The sequence below is a fragment of the Halosimplex halophilum genome, from assembly GCF_004698125.1.
GTDB classification, from domain to species: Archaea; Halobacteriota; Halobacteria; order Halobacteriales; family Haloarculaceae; genus Halosimplex; species Halosimplex halophilum.
The window spans coordinates 559,758-579,692 of the sequence record NZ_ML214298.1 but is presented as its reverse complement, the minus strand read 5'-3'; the positions used below and the strand labels follow the sequence as shown (position 1 = coordinate 579,692).

Annotated in this window: 20 protein-coding genes; 10 read left to right on the top strand and 10 right to left on the bottom strand. The window is 72.8% G+C overall.

Annotation, left to right across the window (positions count from 1 at the left end; genetic code table 11):
• Positions 1-12: 12 nt before the first annotated feature.
• Entirely contained in the window at positions 13-1,194 is a 1,182-nt protein-coding gene (locus E3328_RS13910) for an MFS transporter (RefSeq protein WP_135365234.1), read from the bottom strand.
• A 250-nt stretch (positions 1,195-1,444) separates the two neighbouring features.
• On the opposite strand from E3328_RS13910, the gene E3328_RS13905 reads away from it, so the two are divergent.
• The 4 genes from E3328_RS13905 (at position 1,445) to ddh (ending at position 5,223) form a co-directional block, all read left to right on the top strand.
• Positions 1,445-2,488, top strand: coding sequence for a radical SAM protein (locus tag E3328_RS13905; protein WP_135365233.1), 1,044 nt, complete (start codon positions 1,445-1,447; stop codon positions 2,486-2,488).
• A 268-nt stretch (positions 2,489-2,756) separates the two neighbouring features.
• Positions 2,757-3,179: a DUF1648 domain-containing protein gene (locus tag E3328_RS13900; protein WP_135365232.1), complete on the top strand. Its 423-nt coding sequence runs from the start codon at positions 2,757-2,759 to the stop codon at positions 3,177-3,179.
• A 179-nt stretch (positions 3,180-3,358) separates the two neighbouring features.
• Entirely contained in the window at positions 3,359-4,153 is a 795-nt protein-coding gene (locus E3328_RS13895; RefSeq protein ID WP_135365231.1) for a hypothetical protein, read from the top strand.
• Between the two features lie 128 nt (positions 4,154-4,281).
• A complete protein-coding gene (gene ddh, locus E3328_RS13890; protein ID WP_135365230.1) occupies positions 4,282-5,223 on the top strand; it encodes a D-2-hydroxyacid dehydrogenase in 942 nt (313 codons plus the stop codon).
• An 88-nt stretch (positions 5,224-5,311) separates the two neighbouring features.
• Here the strand turns inward: ddh and E3328_RS13885 are convergent, their stop codons facing one another.
• The 3 genes from E3328_RS13885 to E3328_RS13875 all read right to left on the bottom strand — a co-directional run bounded on the left by E3328_RS13885 (position 5,312) and on the right by E3328_RS13875 (position 8,434).
• Positions 5,312-6,277 (bottom strand): NADPH:quinone reductase, encoded by a 966-nt coding sequence (locus E3328_RS13885; protein WP_135365229.1) that lies wholly within the window; start codon positions 6,275-6,277, stop codon positions 5,312-5,314.
• A gap of 350 nt (positions 6,278-6,627) precedes the next feature.
• Positions 6,628-7,887 carry a thermonuclease family protein gene (locus E3328_RS13880; RefSeq protein WP_135365228.1) on the bottom strand — a complete coding sequence of 420 codons (1,260 nt, stop codon included), beginning with the start codon at positions 7,885-7,887 and terminating at the stop codon, positions 6,628-6,630.
• A gap of 100 nt (positions 7,888-7,987) precedes the next feature.
• Positions 7,988-8,434: a TRAM domain-containing protein gene (locus E3328_RS13875; RefSeq protein ID WP_135365227.1), complete on the bottom strand. Its 447-nt coding sequence runs from the start codon at positions 8,432-8,434 to the stop codon at positions 7,988-7,990.
• A gap of 495 nt (positions 8,435-8,929) precedes the next feature.
• Here E3328_RS13875 and E3328_RS13870 point away from each other — a divergent pair, with 495 nt between their 5' ends.
• Positions 8,930-10,237: a geranylgeranylglyceryl/heptaprenylglyceryl phosphate synthase gene (locus tag E3328_RS13870; protein ID WP_135365226.1), complete on the top strand. Its 1,308-nt coding sequence runs from the start codon at positions 8,930-8,932 to the stop codon at positions 10,235-10,237.
• A 42-nt stretch (positions 10,238-10,279) separates the two neighbouring features.
• Here E3328_RS13870 and E3328_RS13865 read toward each other — a convergent pair whose 3' ends face one another.
• The gene (locus tag E3328_RS13865) at positions 10,280-11,575 is read right to left on the bottom strand and encodes a hypothetical protein (RefSeq protein WP_135365225.1); all 1,296 of its coding nucleotides are present in this window, start codon (positions 11,573-11,575) and stop codon (positions 10,280-10,282) included.
• A gap of 363 nt (positions 11,576-11,938) precedes the next feature.
• On the opposite strand from E3328_RS13865, the gene E3328_RS22050 reads away from it, so the two are divergent.
• Positions 11,939-12,085: a DUF7535 family protein gene (locus E3328_RS22050; RefSeq protein WP_167837402.1), complete on the top strand. Its 147-nt coding sequence runs from the start codon at positions 11,939-11,941 to the stop codon at positions 12,083-12,085.
• A gap of 38 nt (positions 12,086-12,123) precedes the next feature.
• Here E3328_RS22050 and E3328_RS22045 read toward each other — a convergent pair whose 3' ends face one another.
• From E3328_RS22045 to E3328_RS13850, 3 genes are read right to left on the bottom strand one after another with little or no spacing between them, the layout of a single operon-like run.
• Positions 12,124-12,912: a polyprenyl synthetase family protein gene (locus E3328_RS22045; protein WP_167837401.1), complete on the bottom strand. Its 789-nt coding sequence runs from the start codon at positions 12,910-12,912 to the stop codon at positions 12,124-12,126.
• A 5-nt stretch (positions 12,913-12,917) separates the two neighbouring features.
• Entirely contained in the window at positions 12,918-14,402 is a 1,485-nt protein-coding gene (locus E3328_RS13855; protein ID WP_135365224.1) for an MATE family efflux transporter, read from the bottom strand.
• Positions 14,402-15,001: a TetR/AcrR family transcriptional regulator gene (locus E3328_RS13850; protein WP_135365223.1), complete on the bottom strand. Its 600-nt coding sequence runs from the start codon at positions 14,999-15,001 to the stop codon at positions 14,402-14,404. Before E3328_RS13850 ends, E3328_RS13855 begins: the two co-directional genes overlap by 1 nt.
• Positions 15,002-15,178: 177 nt before the next feature.
• Between E3328_RS13850 and E3328_RS13845 the strand changes: the two genes are divergently transcribed.
• Positions 15,179-15,769, top strand: coding sequence for a TetR/AcrR family transcriptional regulator (locus E3328_RS13845; RefSeq protein ID WP_135365222.1), 591 nt, complete (start codon positions 15,179-15,181; stop codon positions 15,767-15,769).
• A gap of 115 nt (positions 15,770-15,884) precedes the next feature.
• Entirely contained in the window at positions 15,885-17,477 is a 1,593-nt protein-coding gene (locus E3328_RS13840) for a receiver/sensor box histidine kinase (RefSeq protein WP_209452204.1), read from the top strand.
• Here the strand turns inward: E3328_RS13840 and E3328_RS13835 are convergent.
• Both E3328_RS13835 and E3328_RS13830 read right to left on the bottom strand, forming a co-directional pair.
• A complete protein-coding gene (locus tag E3328_RS13835; RefSeq protein ID WP_135365221.1) occupies positions 17,457-18,122 on the bottom strand; it encodes a uracil-DNA glycosylase in 666 nt (221 codons plus the stop codon). The two genes, E3328_RS13840 and E3328_RS13835, sit on opposite strands and share 21 nt — an antisense overlap.
• A 23-nt stretch (positions 18,123-18,145) precedes the next feature.
• Complete coding sequence (locus E3328_RS13830) at positions 18,146-18,715, bottom strand: metal-dependent hydrolase (RefSeq protein ID WP_135365220.1); 570 nt, start codon at positions 18,713-18,715, stop codon at positions 18,146-18,148.
• Positions 18,716-18,862: 147 nt separating this feature from the next.
• Between E3328_RS13830 and E3328_RS22040 the strand changes: the two genes are divergently transcribed.
• Both E3328_RS22040 and E3328_RS13820 read left to right on the top strand, forming a co-directional pair.
• Entirely contained in the window at positions 18,863-19,399 is a 537-nt protein-coding gene (locus tag E3328_RS22040; protein WP_167837400.1) for a DUF5810 domain-containing protein, read from the top strand.
• 23 nt (positions 19,400-19,422) lie between these two features.
• A complete protein-coding gene (locus E3328_RS13820) occupies positions 19,423-19,920 on the top strand; it encodes a DUF5809 family protein (RefSeq protein ID WP_135365219.1) in 498 nt (165 codons plus the stop codon).
• The last annotated feature ends 15 nt before the right edge of the window (positions 19,921-19,935 follow it).

Sequence of the window (19,935 nt, the reverse complement as noted above, 5' to 3'; positions counted from 1 at the left end):
GGTCCCGCCTCGCTACGTCGGCGCGCCGCGGCGGGCCTGGTACACCCGGGTCACCCCGGCGACGACGAGCATGGCGACCAGCAACGCGGGCAGGATCCCGAGCGCCGCGCGGAGGCCGACCCGCTCGGCCAGCAGGCCGACCAGCGGTGGGACGAGCGCGATGCCGACGTAGCCGGCGCTCGTCGAGATGGCGTTGACGGGGCCGCTGTACTTGGGAGCGGCGTTCATCCCGAACGCCGACAGCGTCGGGAACGTCGCCGAAATCACCAGGCCAAGCGCGAAGACGGCGACGAACAGCCAGCGGCCGTCGGCGAGGTAGATCGTCGCGAGCAGCGCGGGCATCGTGAGCGTCAGCGTCACGAGCACGAGGTCAAGCGTGCGGCCGGTGCGGTCGGCGAGGTAGCTGTAGGCCAGTCGGCCGGGGACGTACGCCGCGAGGAAGGTCGAGAGGACGAGGTTCGCCTCCGCCGCGGGGAGCTGCCGGGCGGCGAAGTAGGGCAGCCAGGTGAAGAGGGTGCCCTCGATGCCGCCGTTGAACACGAGTACGCCGGTCATCCCGGCGACGGCGGGCTCGCGGAGGACCTCCCGGAGGTCGTCGAGGGTGAGTTCCCGCTCGGTGGCGACCGAGTCGGGGAGGTCCAGGCGGACGAGCAGGACCGTCGAGACGAGGAAGCCCGCGGCGACGACGCCGTAGGCGAACCGCCAGTTCCCGGCGGCCAGCGCGGCGGTGACGACCAGCGGTCCGGCCGCGGCGCCGGCGGCCCACACCAGCGCGTAGCGGTTGAAGATCCGGGCGCGGCCGTCGGGGTAGAGGTGGCCCAGCACCGCCCGGTCGAGCGCGCGGAACGGCCCCGTGGCGACCCCGCGGAGAAAGAGGGCCGCGAGGAAGACGAGGAAGACCGGCGCGATCCCCGTCAGGACGGCGCCGACGGCGACGACGGCGGCGCTGCCCACCAGCGCGCGGTAGATGTCGATGCGGCCGGCGACCAGCCCGACGACCAGCACCGAGGCGACGAACCCCAGCGTGCCCGCGGTTGCGACGAGCCCGAGCAGTCCCTGCGACACCTGAAAGCTCTCCTCGATGCTGGGCAGCAGCGCGCCCCGGAGCTGGAAGCCGACGGCGTCGGTCGTGACGAACGCGAAGATGGCGACCGTCCACAGCAGGCGCTCGCGACGGTCGGTGGTCTCGGCCACGTCAGCCTCCCGTCGGGGTCGGCGGCTCGTCCCCGTCGCGCGACTCGGTCCGGCTCACTGGCCGAGTCGAACGGGTCCATCCCCAATAGGGTCGCGCTCGCGGCCGGGGTTTCCGGTTCGTGCGGCGGTCGCGGGTTCCGGTTCGTACGGCTGCCGCGGTTTTGGGTCCGCGCGGGCCGCGGGCGCCACCGGTTGACATCCCCGGTCGGGAACACACGACTTTTCCCGCTCGACGGGATAGGTAGGAGCGATGATATCCGAGGGCTGCGAACAGTGCGCCAAGGGCGGGAAGATGGTCCTGTTCGTCTACGGTTACTGCGACCAGCGCGACTGTTTCTACTGTCCCCTCGGCGAGAACCGCAAGAACGTCGAGCAGGTCTACGCCAACGAGCGGCCCGTCGAGTCCGACGAGGACGTGCTGGAGGAGGCCGAGCGCATGGACGCGCTCGGGGCGTCTATCACCGGCGGCGAACCGCAGGAGGCGATGGGCCGCACCACTCGCTACCTCTCGCTGCTCAAAGACGAGTACGGCGAGGACTTCCACACCCACCTCTACACCGGCATCACCGGCGGCCGGGAGAACATGCGCCGGCTCTCGGAGGCGGGCCTCGACGAGATCCGCTTCCACCCCCCCTACGAGCAGTGGGGCGACCTCCACGGCACCGAGTGGGAGGAGATCCTCTACATCGCCCGCGAGGAGGGGCTGACGCCCGCCTTCGAGATCCCGGGCATCCGGCCCGAACAGGAGTTCATCGAGTTCCTCGACGAGGGCGCCGCCGACTTCTGCAACATCAACGAGTTCGAGATGTCCGACGGCAACTACCGCCGGATGCAGGAGGAGGGGTTCGAGCTGCGCGACGAGCACATGAGCGCCGTCGACAGCCCGCGCGAGCAGATCCTGGCGGAGATGGGAGACCACGAGAAGGTGTACTTCTGCACGAGCGTCTTCAAGGACGCCGCCCAGCACCGCCGGCGGCTCAAGCGGATGGCCCGCACGCTGCGCCGGCCGTTCGACGAGATCACCGACGACGGCACGCTCGTCTACGGGAAGGCGTGGGTCGACGCCGCGCGACTCGACGAACTCGGCGTCCCCGAGGAGTACTACACCGTCAAGTCCGACCACGTCGAGGTGGCGTGGTGGCTGCTGGAGGAGATGGTCGAGGAGGGCGACGTGCCCGAGGGCGAGATCGTCGAGCAGTACCCGACCTACGACGGTACCGTCGTGGAACGGACGCCGCTGTCGGGCGGGAGCGGTGGCGGCAGCGATGGCAGCCGGTCCGCGGCGGGCGACTGAGCGTCCGCGCGCCACCGGCGCGCGGTTCTCCGGACGCGAGCGAACACAGTGAGCGAGGCGTCCGGCTTTTTCACCCATGTTTTTGCCGGCCGGGTTCCCGCAGGGAGCGTAGCGACCGAGGAAACCCGGCCCGGAAAAACATGGGCGTCGACGCCGCTGCCGGGCGGCGACGGCGGTGGCGGCAGCGATGGCAGCCGGTCCGCGGCGGGCGACTGAGCGTCCGGCACAGCCGCGGTAAGTATTTGCCGAGCGGGCGAGAGGGACCCGTATGCTCGGCGGACTCGACCGCTACGACTGGCTGTCGCTGGCGCTGGTCGCGGCGACGCTGGTGGCGGGGCTGGCGCTGTGGGGGCGGCTGCCCGCGGAGATGGCGGTCCACTTCTCGGCGTCGGGCGAGCCGGACAACTTCGCGTCGAAGCCGGTGGCCGTCCTCTCGCTCCCTGCGCTGATGCTCGCGACGATGCTGGTGATGGAGTGGGCGGGCCGCGTCGACCCGCCCGAGGACCCGTCGGTGCTGGGCGTCGTGACCGTCGCGACGATGGCCCTGATGGCCGCCGTCCAGGGACTGCTGTTCGCCTGGAACCTCGGGTACGAGGTGCCGTTCGAACTGTTCGTGGCCGGCGTGGGCGTCTGGGTGGTCGTCGTGGTCGGGTACACGGTCGCCCGCGAGGGGCGAGCCGGGTTCGGCTGAGTCTACTCGGCTGACGGGGCTCGGCCGACCGTGCTCCGAACGCCATCGGTGACGATCCGTGGAGGCGTCCGATGCGGGCCGGCCCGTCGCGGTGGCGCTGTCACAGGTGTTTTGTGGTACTGACATGAATGCGGGGATATGCCCGCAGCGGACCGGGATCGGACGAGGGAGGGGTGTCGATGAGCGACCGGACGCTCGGCCGGCGGGTCGGGGAACTGGTCGCCGCGCTGGTCGGGGTGGCCGCGGTGGCGGTGTTCGCGCGACGGGTCGGTCCGGACCTGTCGGTGACCGTCCAGTCGGCGCTGTTCGCGCTGGCGGCGACGCTCGCGCTGGTCGGGGCGGCGACGACCCGCTTTCGTCAGGGGCTGCTCTTCCTGTACGCCGCGCTGCTCGCGGGGGCCGTCGGCTACGCGGCGTCGACGCACTCGCTCGGGACGGCGGGGACGTTCGCGGCCGTTGGACTCGCGCTGGTCGCGCTGTTCGGCGCGGTCTACGTCGTCGAGGAGCGCCGCTACCGGCTGCGACGCGGGGAGGCCGTCGCGGCGGTCGTCGTGGTCGCCGTCGCGGGCGGGGCCCTCGTCGCGGCCGACCTCGGGACGAGCCCGCTGACCTACGAGACGACCGTCCACGGCGCGGCGGAGATGCCCGCCGACCCCGAGCAGTCGACGGCGGTCGTCGTCGGCGCGGCGACGGTCGACAACGACTTCGTCTACCGCGAGCAGGTCTCGTTCCCCGCCGCGCGGGCCTGCGTCTTCAACGGAACGGCCCGGACCGACGTGGCCGTCCTCTACAGGGCCGGCGGGTCGTACTTCCCGTCGAGCGTCGGCGGGAACGGCCGGATCCGCGCCGACATGACGGTCCTCCCGTCGCAGGCGACCGTCGAGTCGCTGTCGGCGACGGTCCCCGTCGAGCGCGCCGACGAGTGCCCGGCCGCCAGCGACCGCGAGCGGATCGTGGTCGTCGTCGACGAGTAGCGGGTGCCGACCGCGTCTCCCGGTCACCCCGGCACGCGCCGGTCACTCCGCCGCGGACCGGCCGCTCCGGTACGTGGGCCCCGGAGTTCGGAGCAACAGTTACCGACCAGCACCGCGTACCCCCGCCCATGCGACTCGACCGGATCGGCGTCGACGAGTCGGTCGCGGCGGTGTTCCCGCCCGAGCGGCTCGTCGAGCGACTCGCCGACGCGACTGCGGAGACGAGCGTCGACGTGACGGGCGTCGACGGCTCGCCGGGCTCGCTGGCCGACTGCGACGCCGTCGTCACCTTCGAACACCGCGACGCGTTCCTCGACCTGGAGTGGGTCCACTCGATCCAGGCGGGGGTCGACCGGTTCCCCCATGACCGCCTGCGCGAGCGGGGCGTCGCCCTGACGAACAGCACGGGAATCCACGGCGACGCCGTCGGCGAGACGGTCGCGGGGTTCGTCCTCGCCCTGGCCCGGCGGGTCCACCGCCACGCCGCCAACCAGGCCGACCGCGAGTGGGACCGGCCGGCGTGGGACGAGGCCTGGACGGTCGCCGGCGAGCGGGCCTGCGTCGTCGGCCTCGGCGGCCTCGGGCGGGGGATCGTCGACCGGCTGACCGGGCTCGGGCTCGACGTGCACGGGGTGCGCCGCGACCCGCTGCCCGAACCGGGCGTCGACCGGGTGTACACCACGGACCGGCTCCGGGAGGCCGTCGCCGGCGCGCGCTTCGTCGTCCTCGCGGTGCCGCTCACCGACGCGACCCGCGGTCTGGTCGGCGCCGACGAGCTCGCGGCGATGGACGAGGACGCCTACCTGGTCAACGTCGCCCGGGGCGGCGTCGTCGACCAGCCGGCGCTCGTGGCAGCGCTACGCGACGGCGAGATCGCGGGCGCAGCCCTCGACGTGTTCGAGACCGAACCGCTCCCCGAGGACTCGCCGCTGTGGGACCTCGACGACGTGATCGTCTCCCCGCACTGCGCGGCCTACACCCGCGACTACTACCGCCACGTCGCGGCCATCGTCGCGGAGAGCGCCCGCCGGGTCGCCGACGGCGACGAGCCCGTCAACCGCGTGCTCTGAATCCCGTCGGCCGCGGACTGCTCCCCGGTGCGACCGACTTCCGCCGGCGGAGTCGCGCTCGACGGTCAGTCTCCGGACGGTTCCGTCGTCAGGGCTCGATCACGAGCTTGCCGAGGAAGCTGTCCTCCATGACGGCGCGCTGCGCCTCGCCGGCCTCCTCGAGGTCGTAGCTGCGGGCGAGTTCGATCGACAGCCGGTCCCGTGCCATCAGGTCGGCGACGCCGGCCAGCCCGACCCGCAGGTCCGGCATGTTGAACATCGACATGAACTGGTAGGACACGTCCTTCGAGCGGGCGGCGCCGTCGTCCGTGAACCCGGGGTCGGGGCTGTTCTCGCCGATGCCGACGACGCGGGCGCCCTGCGCGGCCACGTCGGCGTCGAACTGGAGGTAGTCGTCCAGCCGGTGGTCGAGCACGGCGTCGACGCCGCCGTCGGACGCCTCGGTGACGGCGTCGGCGAGGTCGTCGCGGCCGTAGTCCAGCACCGTGTCGGCGCCCAGCCGGTCGAGGGCGTCGTGGTACCCCTCGCTGGCGGTGGTGATCACGCGGGCGCTGACGGCGTCGGCGACCTGGACGGCCGCGTGGCCGACGCCGCCGGACCCGCCGTGGACGAGGCAGTGCTCGGCCGGGTCGAGGGCGGCGTGGTCGACCAGCGCGCGCCAGGCGGTGACGGCCGCGACGCCCGCCGCGCCGGCCTCCGCCAGGTCGACGCCGTCAGGAAGGCGAACGACCCGATCCGTCGGGACGGTCGCGTACTCGGCGTAGGCGCCCTGGTGGCCGGCGTTGCCGACCCCGGTGCCGAACACCCGGTCGCCCTCGGCGAACCCGTCGACGCCGTCGCCGGTCGCCGCGACGACGCCCGCGAAGTCGACGCCCGGCGTGAACGGGAGGCCGACGGGCTCGTAGGAGCCGTCGCGGAAGTAGGTGTCGACGGGGTTGACGCCGGCCGCCGCCACCTCGACGAGCAGTTCGTCCGACGCGGGGGTCGGACGGTCGGTCTCCTCGACCCCGAGGACCTCGGGGCCGCCGTGGTCGTGCAGACGGACTGCGCGCATGTCGGTCGGACGAACGGGCCGACGAGGGTTAACTGTGGGCGTCACCCGGGCGCTCGCCCCGTCCCCGGGCTCCCGTCTCCGCCGCCACTTGCCGCCGATCCCCGACCGCCGGACCGCTCGGCGACGCCGGGATCGATACCTAATTTCTGAGGCCCTGCGGACTTCCGTCTCCAGGCCCTACGATCGGATGGCTCGTGTGACCGCGAGCCCCATCCCACCACGGATGCACCTCACCCGCGACCCACCCCGTCCACACCCACCCGTTCCCGCGCTCGGGGGAGCGTAGGAACCCACCCTTTCCCGGACCCTTCGCGCCGGCGACCGTTCGCCCCCTTCGCCGTCTCGCTTTCTCACCCCTCGTACGCGCCGAACAGCGGCAGCGACCGCTCGAACCGCCGCGTCGTCACCAGCCGCTCGTCGCCGTCGAGGCTGTGTTCGGCGTCCCGCACCGCGTCGGCGTTGAGCCGCAGGTCCGAGCCCAGCGCCGCCGCGACCCCGTTCAGGTTCGCCCGCGCGTAGGCGGGCGCCGCCGCGCTCCCCAGCAGGACGACGCTCCCGCCGTCGTCGCGGAACGCGCGGACCCTGTCGAGTTCGGCGGGCCCGAACGGCCCCACCGGCGGCGTCACGACCAGCGCCCGTCCGCGGTCGAGAAACTCGCTTCCCAGCCGGTTGCGCTGGAGGAACGCGAGTCCCTGCCCCTCCAGGTACCGCCGGTAGTAGGCGGCGTCCTCCGCCGACAGCGCGTAGTCGACGCCGAACCCGCCGTGGCCGCCGTCGACCAGCACCGCGCCCTCGCGGTCGGCCAGCCGGTCGAGCAGGTTCGTCAGGAACGGGAACTGTCCGTAGCCGCTCGTGTCGACCCCGAACCCCTCGGCCTCCTCGTAGGCCTCGTTCACCAGCAGGCCGCCGACGACCGCGACGCGGGCGTCGCGGTCGACCCCGACCAGCGGGATCTGGTCCCCGTATTCCACCGCGCTCGACTCCGTCGGGGCCTGTTCGGCCGTCGGCTCGGCCCGGACCGGCGCGCGCTCGCCGGGCAGCTTCCCGTCGGCCCGCCGCACGCTCGACGGGCGAGGGACGAACAGCTCCTCGACGGGGTCGTCCCGGACCGGCTCCGTCGATCCGGGGTCGCTCTCGGCCCAGAGCCCGCGGCCGGCCTCGCGGGCGTCGGACTCGGCCCGGGCCAGCGCGTCGTGGGTCGTCACGCCGGAGTGGTAGGCCCGCGCGTACCCCGCGGCGACGACCTCGCGGTTGTAGAAGGACCGCTCGCCGTCGGCCTCGTACTCGAGGTACCCGAGCAGCCGGCCGTAGGTCCCCCTGACCGGCTCGCTCGGGTCGAACGACAGCGTCACCGTCTCGCCGGCCAGCCGCTCGCGGGCGAACGCCGACGCGCGCTCGCCGTACGCGACGAGCGTCTCCGGGTCCCCCACGCCCCGCCACTCCTGGACGCGCTCGAACCGCCGGTTCTCCCCGGTCTCGGGCGTGTCGATGCCGATGACGCGGACCTCCTCCACCGTGCCGTCGTCGAAACGCACGTCGACCGTGTCGCCGTCCGTGACCGACACGACCTCGACGCTGTGGGTGGTCCCCGCCGCGATGTCACTGGACATACACCCCGTCCACACGATAGCCACTTGTCACTTGCTCCGGAGACGGATGCGTGGTACTGTCCGGCAGGGATCGGCTCGGGAGTCGGGTCGCCGCCTGCGACTACTCGTAGTAGCTCCGTCGCTCGACGACCTCGGCGAAGGCGACGTTCTCGCGTACGTCCGTGATCTCGACGGTGACGCGTTCGCCCTGGTCGGTGTCCGGCACGATGACGACGAACCCCCGCTCGACGCGCGTGATCCCGTCGCCCTGCTCGCCGATGTCCTCGATCTCGACGGTCCGCTCCTCCCCCTCCTCGACCGGCGGCGACCGTCCCGAGCGGTCCTCGGTCCCCCGGTCGGGACGCTCGGTTCGCGTCGCGTCGCCGGTCGCCGCTCGCTCGCCGTCGTCGCCGTCGGACGGCGACGGGACCAGCGCAACGCGATACGTGTCGCCGGCCGCGACCGAACCGGTCCTGATCTCTCGTTTCGGGACCTCGACGACGTAGGACCCGTCCCGTTCCTCGATCCGCGCCGAAAACAGACAACGAAGCTGGTCGGAGATCTCCATTCGTGGCGTCTACCGCCCACGCAAGCGGCCGTCGCACTTGGTTCTATCGTGTGTCGAGCGACAGGACGGGCCCGTCCGCGGTCGTGGACGGGCGTGCACCGGACTCCGAACCGCCGGCGAACGGCGGCACGCCGGCTGGTCGGTGTGAAAACGAGGCGGGCCCGGGCAGGGCCCGCCGCGAAACAACGAACGGTGGGGTGGGGCGGGTTCGGGGTGGCCCCCGAACGGAGTGGATGGCTTCAGTGTCCGTGTGTGCGGACGGGTAGCACTGAGGGGCATTCCGGTATAAGTCTTGTCCCGTCGGCGCCCGGGGGCCGCCGTGCCCGACGACGCACTGGCGGGATCGCCGCCGGTGACCCGGTTCGCCACCCGCGAGTGTTCGGGGGTCACCCGCGAGCGTCCGGGTGGCCGCCCCGCGAGTGGCCGCCCGGATCCGCCCGCGGGTGCGGCACGGCGATCGGGAGTTTAACCTGCGATAGCCGCCATCCCGTCGGTATGTCGCTCGGTTCGTCGCTCGCCCGCTCGCTGCGAACGGTCGCCGCCGCGGCCGGCGTCGGCGCGGAGACGCTCCTCCCGGTCGACGCCAACCCGGTTCCCGCCGACTGGCGCCACGTCACGAAGGTCGACCCGGAGACTGCGAAGCCGCTGCCGGTCGCCTATCCGCTCTACCTCCGGCACACCGACGCCGTCTCCGTCGGCGGGTCGAGCGCCGTCACCGCCGAGAACACCGAGGAGACGTTCCGCCTGCTGGCCCGCGCGCCCGTCCCTGCGTTCCACGAGCCCAGCGAGGCCCGCCACGTCACCGAGCGGACCCGCGAGCTGGCCGCGTTCCTCGCGCTTCCGGAGGTGCTCAACGGCGAGACCGAGGCGCTGGTCGGCACGCTCGGCGAGGGGCTGGCCTACCTCCGCGACGAGATGGTCCCCGGCCTGCTCCGCGAGAGGCTCCCCGGCCCGCTCTACCGGGCGGTCGGCGACCCGCTCGCCGACCTCGCCACCTCGTGGCTGCTGGAGGCGGCCGTCTTCGAGGCGTACATCGTCCAGAACCCGTCGAGTGCGGCGGCCCGCCGCAGCGGCGTCGACGAGTCGGACGTGCTCTCGCCGGCGACCGCGCGGGAGCGGGCGATGGTCGCCGACCGCCACCTCGACAGCGAGGTCGTCTACGTCGAGTACTCGGGTACCTACGGCGGCGACGAGGCCGCCGACGTGCTCCGCGCAGTCTCGGAGTCGGTCAACGGCGCCCGCGTCTGGTACGGCGGCGGGATCGACGACCGCGAGAAGACGCGGGCGATGCTCGACGCGGGGGCCGACACGGTCGTCGTCGGGGACTGCTTCCACGACGTTGCCGACGAGGAGGTCGAGGTCTGCGCCCGCGCCGTCGAGGCGCTCGGGGTCGCCCCGTCCGCCGCCGACATCCGGTCGTGGTTCGACGCCGAGGTCGACCCCGCGGGGACGGCCGCCGCCCGCTACCTCCGGACGGCGCCGGGCGTCGACGACCCCGAGGCCGCCGCCGAGCGCGCGCTGCTGGCCGCCCTCGCGCTCTGTTTCGGCGCCCTGCCCGCGGTCGTCCCGGCCGGGCCCGGGCGATCGGACGGTTCGACCGGCGACCCCGCCGACCGGACCCGAGCGCTGCTCTCGGGGATGGACGCCGACGCGACCGGTCGCCTGGAAGCCGCTCTCGCCGATGACGGCGACGACGCCCTCGACGCCTGCTGCGCTCGCGTCGCGGCCGCGCTCTCGGACGCCGACCCCGAACCGCAACGGGTTCGACACCTGAGTCTCTCGAAGCTCTCCGTGTCCCGGTGAGCGCGGCGGACCGAGCGACAGCGGACCGAGCGGAGGGCAGGACTATCGGTCGCCGCCGTCCGGACTCCCGGGGAGGGCGCCGGGGTCGCCCGAGAGGTAGATGTACTCGGCGGCGATCCCCGTCAGGATGGACTCGGAGTCGACGGCGTACTCGATCGCCCGGTCGAGGTACAGCGAGGAGACGTCGACGACGCGGTCGTAGGCCTCCCGCTCGGAGTCTGCGACGACGTACTCGGCGGTGACCGGCGTCAGTTGCGTCTCCGCGCGGTCGGCCGCGAAGTCGTCCACGTCGTCGAGCCACACCTGCGCGCCGATGATCGCGAGGACGACCGCGTGCTCGAAGGCGGGCTCGATCCGGATGTCCGCGGCCCGGAACATCTCGATCATCCCCTCGTAGATGACGCCGACCCGCTCGTACTGGGTCTTGCAGTAGGGCCACTCCCGCTCCGCCGCGGTCAGCGTCCCGGCCTCGCCGTCGAACTCCGCGTACTTGTATTCGGCCTCGATGCGCTCGACGGCCTCGGCGGGATCGTCGGCGACCGGGGCCGTCCCGCCGTCGGCGTCCGCCTCGCCGTCGCTCCCGCCCTCGCCGAGCGCCCGCGCCATCAGCGCCCGGAAGTGCTCGTCGTCGGCCTGGTGGGTGTTCGACTCCGCGACGGCCGCCTCGTAGGCCTCCCGGACCGCGTCGGGGAACCCGGCCATCTGGGCCTCGACGCGCTCGCGCAGCCGGGACTGGGCGATCCGGGCGGCTCGCTCGCGCTCGGCGTCGTCCAGCGGCGGGTCCGTCTCGAAGTCCTCGAACTCCTCGTCGTTGATCGCGTCGCGCATGTCGCCGTCGAGCAGCGCCTCCGTACAGAGGCGGGCGACCCGCTCGACGCGGCCGACGAACTCGACCTGTTCGCTCGCCTCGCGTCGCAGCCGCTCGCGGCGGGCCGGGTTGGCCCCGCCGACGAGCGACCGGACGGCGTCCCCGGTCGACCGCGCGGGCTCGCCGGTGACCGGGTTGTAGCCGTCGCAGTCGTCGAGCGCCCGGCGGTAGAGATAGCCCAGCGTCAGCTCGACCGGGAGCGTCAGCTTCGTCTCGTAGCGGAAGTCGACCTCGTCGTAGCCGAGCTCGCGCTCCAGTTCGGCCTCGATGGCGCCGTAGGCGTCCGCGAGGAACTCCGCGAGCGTGTCGTCGACCCACGACTTGATCCGCAGCGCCGTGAGGTCGAGTTCGCCCGTCCGCGCGTAGAACCGGGCGACCGCGCGGAGCGACAGCGGCAACTGGTCGCGCTCCGACGCCCACCGCGCGGCGGCGCCGAGCGGAGCCGCGGGCGAGCCCGATCCGGAATGCATCGGCCGCCTGTTTCCCGGCGGCGTTTGTATAGCTGTTGAAACCGCCGGCCGCCCCCGGTCGGTGAACGCGACCGACTCGCGGGAGTTCGTCGCACCCGCTCGCGAGCGACCCGCGCGCCGGCGACGCCGTCCACCCGCGACCGTCGAGCGGCGACAGCCGCGGTCTTCGAGCGACCTAGCTTACCGAACGGTTACCTCCGGGAACGGGACTGTGGACATCCGACCGGTCGAAACCGTCCATCTGTGCCCCTTGAGACTCGTTTTGTGTATTCCCTTCCCAGTTCCGAGGGCCGACCCGTCTTTTTCCCGCCCGGGACTGACCGATCAGTTAGTTTTTCGTTCGGCCGGGCCTTTCGTTCGGACATGGCGAGATCCGTCAGTCCGCGGCGACCGGACAGGTCGAACACCGAGATGACGACCATCGGGTACCTGATCGCGGTTCCGCTGTTCGCGCTGTTGCTGCCGGTCGCGCCCGTGCTGATCGTTCTCTGGCTGGCCGACCGACTCTGAGCGGCGGCGGTCGACCGTCCGGTGGCGGGGTCGTTCGGTCAGTCCTCCCGCCGGTCGTCGGCGACGCGGCGGAGCGGCGATGCGTCCACGGTCGGCGGGAGGTCCCCGAGCGCTCGGTACCCGTCCGTCCGTCGGCGGGCCGCGTAGTCGTCGAGTCGCTCCGCCGGGAGTTCGGGGGCGGCTACCGCCGCCGAACGGCCGTCGCGTTCGCGCGCCGCCCGGGCCGCTCGGGCCGCGGCGAAGCAGCGGCCGGCCCGCGTGAGGCCGTCGAGGCGGCGGTCGCCCGCCCCGGCCAGTCGCCCACCGAGGACGGCGGCGCACTCGCCGATCCGACCGGCGGTCCGTTCGATGGACGCGACCGGGTCGAGGGCGGGGCCGACCGGCTCCGCGAAGGTAGTCGCGAGCGCGCCGGTGAGGGCTTCGAACGCGTCCGCGAACGGTCCGACGCAGTCGCCGACCGCCGGGTCGTCGACGGCGGTCAGCGTCGAGTACGCCGCGGCGGCGAGGTGGTCGCCCGCGAGCAGCGCGGCGACCTCGTCACGGGTGGACGAGTGCGGGCACCGGTCGGCGAACTGGACGAGCAGGTCCCGCCGGATCCGGCAGTACCCCCGGAGGAGTTCGACCGCCGCCGCGGCGGGGACGACCCGGTCGGGGTCCGGGCCGTCCGCCAGCGACCGGTAGGCGCCGCCGACCAGCCGGCCGTACCAGCGGTCGTCGGCGGCGTCGACCGCCTCCCGCGCGAGCGCGGGAGCGTCCCCGTCGGGCCCGCTCAGCCCCGCTTCGAGCCGCGCTTCGACCGCCGACCGCGAGACGACACTCCCGCCCATGGGCGTCAGTCGTCACCCGCCGAGGGCTCGGCGGCCGCCGCGTCGATGTCGACGTTCTCCTCGGTCAGCTCGGTCCCCTTCCAGGTGCCGCGGCGGTACCAGAGGACGGCGACGGCCGCGCCGACGACGTTCGAGACGGCGAACGAGAGCCAGATCCCCGCCTCGCCGAGCGGGCCGGCGGCGAACCAGGCGATCGGGAACCGGACGACGCCGAGCATCAGGACGGAGATGGCCGCGGCGGTGAGCGTCCGGCCGGCGCCGCGGAAGCTCCCGGTGTAGGCCCGGGTGATCCCGATGAACCCGAAGGTCAGCGCGACGTAGCGGAGGAACTGGGCGCCGACCTCGACCACGCGGTCGGCGTCGGCCTGGTCGGCGCCGACGAACACCGAGACGATCGGCTCCGGGGCGAGGAACACGGCGACCCCCGCGAGGGTGAGGACGCCGAACAGCACCTTCGCCGCGAGGTTCGCCGCCGCCTCCGCGCGGTCGGGCCTGTCGGCGCCCACGTTCTGGCCTGTCATCGTCTCCACGCCGCGGGCGACGGCGATGGCCGGCAGGACGATCACCGAGAAGACGCGCGTCCCGATGCCGTAGGCGGAGACGACGGGGTCGGGGAACATCGCGACGACGAACAGAAGCAGGTTCATCGACAGCGCCCGGCCCATCCCCTCGACCGACGCCGGGAGGCCGATCCGGACCAGCCGGCGGAGATACGAGAGGTCGGGGGCCATGTCGCGGACGTGGATCTGGACGCCGCGCTCGCCGCGGAACATGATCGCCAGGCCGACGGCCAGCGCGAGCCCGCGGGAGAACACGGTCGCGATGGCCGCCCCCTGGATCCCGAGTTCGGGGAAGCTCACCGTCCCGACGAGCGGTGCGTTCTCGACGACGGTCCACCCGAAGATCAGGAACGGGTCGAGGACGATGTTGAGGACGACCGACCCGAACATCACGAGCATGGGCGTGACCGTGTCGCCGTAGCCCCGCATGAGCGCGATGAACACGAAGAAGCCGAACATGAAGAGCAGGCCCAGCGAGATGACCTCCATGTAGCTCGACGCCAGCGGCAACACGTCCGCCGAGGCGCCCATCAGCGAGAGGAACTCCCCGACGACGAAGTAGCCGACGACGCCCAGGACCAGCGACACGACCGCCGCGAACGTGACCGTCTGGGAGGCGGCGTACTCGGCCTCCCGGGGCTCGCCGGCGCCGGTGAACTGCGCGACGAGGACGCTGCCGGCGACGGAGATGCCGGTCCCGAAGGAGATGAGTAAGAACACCATCGGGAACGCGAAGCTGATCGCCGCCAGCGCGTCCGTGCTGTACTGGCCGAGCCAGAACGTGTCCGCCAGGTTGTAGGCCGTCTGGAAGAGGTTCGTGACGACGATCGGCATCGCGAGGAAAAAGAGGGGCTTGCCGATCCCCCCCGACGTGAGGTCGAAGTCCTCGGGGCCCTTGAACAGCGCGTCGAGGCGGCTGCGAAGCCCCATCAGTTGGGAACCCCCGTCGGCCCGTCGGCGACCAGGTGGCGCTCGGCGTACCGGGTCACCGTCTCGGCGAGCCGGTCGGACGAACGGTCGACCGCGACCGGTCGCGCGTGGGCCCCGGCGACGGCCGTCACGAGGAACTCGGCCGCGGCCGCCGGGTCGACCGCGTCGTCGAACTCGCCCGCCTCGACGCCGTCGGCGACGACCGACCGGACCCGCTCGTAGAGGAACTCGTCGAACTGTTCGAGTCGCTCCCGGACCCGCTCGTCGTGCGGCGCCTGGGTCTGCACCGCCAGCATCGCCGTGCGCAACTGCTCGCCGGCCGCCCCCTCCCCGTCGGCGAGGACCGTCTCGAACAGTTCGGCGAGTCGCTCGCGCGGCGTCTCGCCCTCGACCGCCTCGATCCGCCCGGTGTACCGGTCGTAGAGGAAGTCCAGGAACTCCGCGTACAGCGTCTCCTTGTCGTCGTAGTAGTAGTGGATCAGTCCGGTGCTCGTGTCCGCCTCCGCGGCGATGTCCGCCAGGGTGAGGTCGGCGTGGCCCCGGTCGCAGAGCGCGCGGTGCGTCGCCGCAAGGATCGCGGTCGCTGCGTCGTCGTCCATCGGTCGATATCGTGCTTACTAACTAGTTAGTCAAAAAGTTTCGGACTCGGGAACCGCCGTTTCGAGCCGCTGGAACCGATTTGTGGCAGCCGCTCGGAACTGATCGGCCGGTATCCGGACGGGCCGGCTGACGATCCGGTCACAACTGTTATCCCGCCCAGCGCGAATGTGGGAGTGATGGCCGATCCAACGGAGGGGAGTTTCCCGGAGCCGCGAGCGGAGATCATGCGGGCGACCTATCGGGCGCTCCGGGAGCACGGGTACGCCGACCTGACGGTCGAGCGGATCGCAGAGGAGTACGGCAAGTCGACCGCCGCGGTCCACTACCACTACGACACGAAAGACGAGCTGCTGGTCGCCTTCCTCGATTACCTGCTCGAGCGCTTCGTCGACACGATCCGCGACGTGGAGACCACCGACCCCCAGCGCCGCCTCGACCTGCTCCTCGACGAGCTGATATTCGCCGCCGAGGACCACCGGGACCTGGCGGTCGCGATGCTGGAGATGCGCTCGCAGGCCCCGTACAAGGAGGACTTCCGCGAGCGATTCCGCGGGAACGACGAGTACATCCGCTACATGATCAAGGCGGTGATCAACCACGGGATCGACGAGGGCGACTTCGAGGACGTCGATGCGGACCACGCGACGCGCGGGCTGATGACGATCGTCGACGGCGCCCGCACGCGGGCCGTCGTCCTCGACGACGGCGACGCGCTCGAAACCGCCAGACGGGTGGCCGACGAGTACGTCGACGCCACGCTGATCTGACGGCGGCGACGCCCGTCCCCGATGCTGACCGTTCGGACGACGCGCCGGTCGATCGAGTATCAGTCGTGGATCTCCGGGCGAGGATATTTAGCCGGATGACTCCCTGTCCTAGCCAGTGAGCCGCGTCTCGAACGAGGTCGGCGGCGGGGGGATCGCGGTCGCAGGCGCCGCCCTCACCGCCTATCACCTCGAAAAGCTCGCCGATTCGGTCGCGGTCGTCGAGGCCCTCCACCACCTCGTGCCGCCCGCCCTCTCGCTCGGACTGGTCGTCCTCGGCGTCCGGCTGGCGCGGGGCCGGCTCGTCGGCGCCCGGGACACGGACCGGCTGCTCGGCTGGACCCTCGCCGGCGCGCTCGCGCTGGCCGCGTTCGACCTCTGGGGGATGGCCGGCGCCGTCATCGGCGGCTTCCCGCCCCGGAATCCCGTCGCGCCGCTGCTCGCGATCGGGACCTTCGGCGCGCTCGGCGGGGCACTCGTCGGTCTCTACGACGCCAGGCGGATGGAACAGCGGCGGTCGCTCGAACTGCTCAACCGGATCAACGACACGCTCCGCATCGCCACGCGGGAGGTCGTCCACGAGACCGACCGCGAGTCGCTGGAACGGACCGTCTGCGACCGGTTGGTCGACTCCGACCCCTACGACGCCGTGTGGCTCGGTCGCTACGACCCGGAGGCGGCCCGCGTCCGGCCGACCGCGTGGGCGGGGTTCGACGACGAGTACGTCCGGTCGCTCGTCGTCACCGTCGACGACAGCCCGACCGGCAACGGCCCCGGCGGCCGCGCCGTCGAGACCCGCGAGATACAGTGCGTCCCCGACGTGTTCGACGACCCCACGATGGAGCCGTGGTGGGACCAGATGGAGCGACACGGGATCACGTCGCTCGCGGTCGTCCCCATCTACCACGACGACACCGTCTACGGGTTCTTCAGTATCTACACGGACCGCGACGACGTGTTCCGCGAGCGCGAGCGGGCGGTGCTCTCGGAGCTCGGCGAGACGATCGGCCACGCCGTCGCCTCGATCGAGGCCCGCGAGCGGCTCGCCGAGCGCGAGCGCGAGCTCGCCCACCAGAACGAGCGCCTCGACGAGTTCGCCGCCGTCGTCTCCCACGACCTGCGCAATCCCCTGAACGTCGCCTCCGGACGCGTCGAGATCGCCCGCGGCGAGCGGGACAGTGAGCACCTCGCCGTCGCGGCCGACGCCCTCGACCGGATGGCGGCGCTCATCTCCGACGTGCTGACGCTCGCGCGGCAGGGCGAGACGGTCGACGAGTTCGAAGACGCGTCGCTCCGGGCCGTCGTCGACGAGGCGTGGGCGACCGTCGACGCCCCGGCGGCGACGCTCCGTGTCGACGGGGAGCTCGGGCGCGTCGCCTGCGACCCCGGCCGACTGCGACAGTTGCTGGAGAACCTCTTCCGCAACGCCGTCGAACACGCCGGCCCGGACGTGACCGTCACCGTCGGACCGACGGCCGACGGGTTCTTCGTCGCCGACGACGGCCCCGGGATCCCGCCGGACAGACGGGACGAGGTCTTCGACGCCGGCTTCTCGACGAACGAGGACGGGACCGGGTTCGGCCTCAACATCGTCGAGCGGATCGCGCGGGCCCACGGCTGGGACGTGTCCGTCGGGGAGAGCGCCGACGGGGGCGCCCGTTTCGAGTTCGCCGGGGCCGGATCGCCGCCCTCAGCCGTCGAGGCGCGCTGAGTCCCCGTCCGCTCGGCCGACCGCCGCGACCGTCTCCCGGACCGCCGACACGTACTCCTCGCGGGTGTAGCCGAGCCGGCCGATCCACACCTCCTGATAGGAGGGGTGGACGAGCGGGACGAGCGTCGCGTCCAGCTCCCGGCACTCGACGGGGTCGAGCACCGAATCGAGGAAGCCGTCGAGTTCCCGCCCCTCGACCGCCAGCACGGACTTCGTGGCGTGTTTCCCGGTCGCGAGCACCGCGTCGGGGTTGACCCCCCGGACCTCCTCGACCAGGTAGGGCCGGCAGTTCGCCCGCTCCTCGGCGGTCGGCTCGCGGTTGTCGCCGGGGTCGTCGGGGTCCGCTGGGAAGCACTTGACGGCGTTCGTGTAGTAGGCGTCGCCGGCGTGGCCCGCGTCGGCGACGAGCTCGCGGACCTTCCGGCCGGACCGTCGCGAGGTGTAGGCCAGGCCCGTCAGGTTGCCGCCCCGCCAGCGGTCGGCGTCCGGGTCGCCCGCGGCGGGCGCCTCGCCGACGACCACCAGCGTCGCGTCCGGCGGCCCGTTCCCCCAGGCGATGCACTCGCGGCTCTCGGTCAGCGCGGGACAGCGCCGGCAGTCGTCGGCCAGCGCGTTCCGGTCGTCGGGGTCGGGGACGGTCGGCACGGTCGATCACTGGGGTCGTGAGTTCACTCGGCGCCGGTGACGCTGCGCCAGGCGCGGGCGGGCCAGGCGAGGACGGTTCCGAGTCCGGGGTAGCCGTCGGCCCGCCAGACGGCGGCGGCGGCCGCGACGACCAGGAGCTCGAAGTACAGTTCGGGGGAGGCGTCGATCAGCGCGAGGTGGGCCGCGAAGCTCTGTTCGACCTCGTACTCCAGCGGCGGGACGACGGGCCACAGCAGGAAGCCGGCCCCGCGGACCTCCAGGGCGACCAGCGAGTACAGCGCGTCGCCGAACGCGTGGACGACGGCGCCGATACCGAACGCGACCGCCAGCGGCGCCTCGCCTTCGTCCCGGGCCCGAGCAGCGGTATAGAGCAGCGCGACCAGCGGGCCCAGGACGAGCAGCGAGTGGGCCAGCGACCGGCCCGACGGCAGGACCGACAGCGTCCACGCCAGCGGCTTGTCCACCAGATCCGGGAACTGCGAGGCGACGGCGACGACCAGCGCGGTCGCCGCGGTCGGGCGGTGGCCCCGCCCGAGCCGCGAGTAGCAGCTGTAGGCGAGATACGCGAGCGCGAGGTGTCCCCAGGGCCACATCCACCGGAGGCGAGGGGCGTCCGGTCCTTACGTGTGTCGGCTCCCCGGCGACGCGACCGGGAGACACCGCCCCTCGCGGCCGCATGCTCGCGCGACTGCCCGGCCGGTTCTGAAAGGCATATGCGCCTCGCGGCCGTCGGGCCGGGTATGGGCTACGCGTGTCCCGCCTGCGGCGACCCCCAGGCCGACGCCGAGCACCTCGCCAACCACCTCGCCTTCACGGCCATGCTCCGCGGGGGCGACCACGAGGCGTGGCTCGACGACCGCGTCGACGACTGGGCGGAGCTGGACCCCCCGGAACTCGCCGAGCGCGTCGTCGACCACGCCGACGAGGAGGAGTTCCCCCAGGTCTTCGAGGACACGACCGGCGGCGGCCACGACCACGGCCACGACCACCAGCACGAGGGTACCCGGCAGGGCGCCGGCGGCCCGACCCCCGGTGGGGCCGACGCCGTCGAGGACGCGGCGCCGGGCGGCGTCGCCGACCTCGACGACTTCGAGGGCGAGCCCGACGACGTGCTCGCCGAGGCGAAGGAGCTGACTCGCCGGCGGCGGGAGAACGCCGGCGACGGCGCTGACGAGAAGGGAGCCGACGGCGGGCCCGGCGACACCGCGGACGCCGAAGACGACGAGCACGAGGCGGCGGACGGGGACGCGGCCGACGACGAAACCGACGGTGCCTAAGTCGCGGCGGCCGAACGGCGGGTATGGACACGGAGGGGACACTCTCGCCGGCGACCGCCGCCGCGGCCCGCGAGCGCTACGGGGCGCTCGGGTCGACGGCCCAGGTCGTCGTCAAGGAGACCGCGAAGGCGATGGGAATGGACGCCGAGGAGTACCGCGACCGCGTGACGAGCGACGTGGTCGAGACCGCCCGGGACGCGCTGTTCGCCTCCCTGCTGGAGGTCCGCGTCGGGTCGCGCGAGGAGTTCGAGGAGTGGGTCGCCGACCACGACGGCTACGAGGTCCACGAGGTCGGCAGCGAGAACGTCGACCGCGTCGTCTGGCACGCCGCGCCGGCCGCCGAGACGGTCGTCGCAGCCACGTTCCAGGAGGAGCGCGAGGCCGCAGTCGGGACCCTCCGCCGCCAGGCGTTCGGCCGGATATACCGCGGTCTGGTGGCCGAGGGCGACGAACGCGCCGGCGAGAGCGGCGAGACCGCCGAGGGAGGGGAAGCGGCAGCCGACGAGTCGAACGGCGAGTAGCGCGTCGCCGTCGCG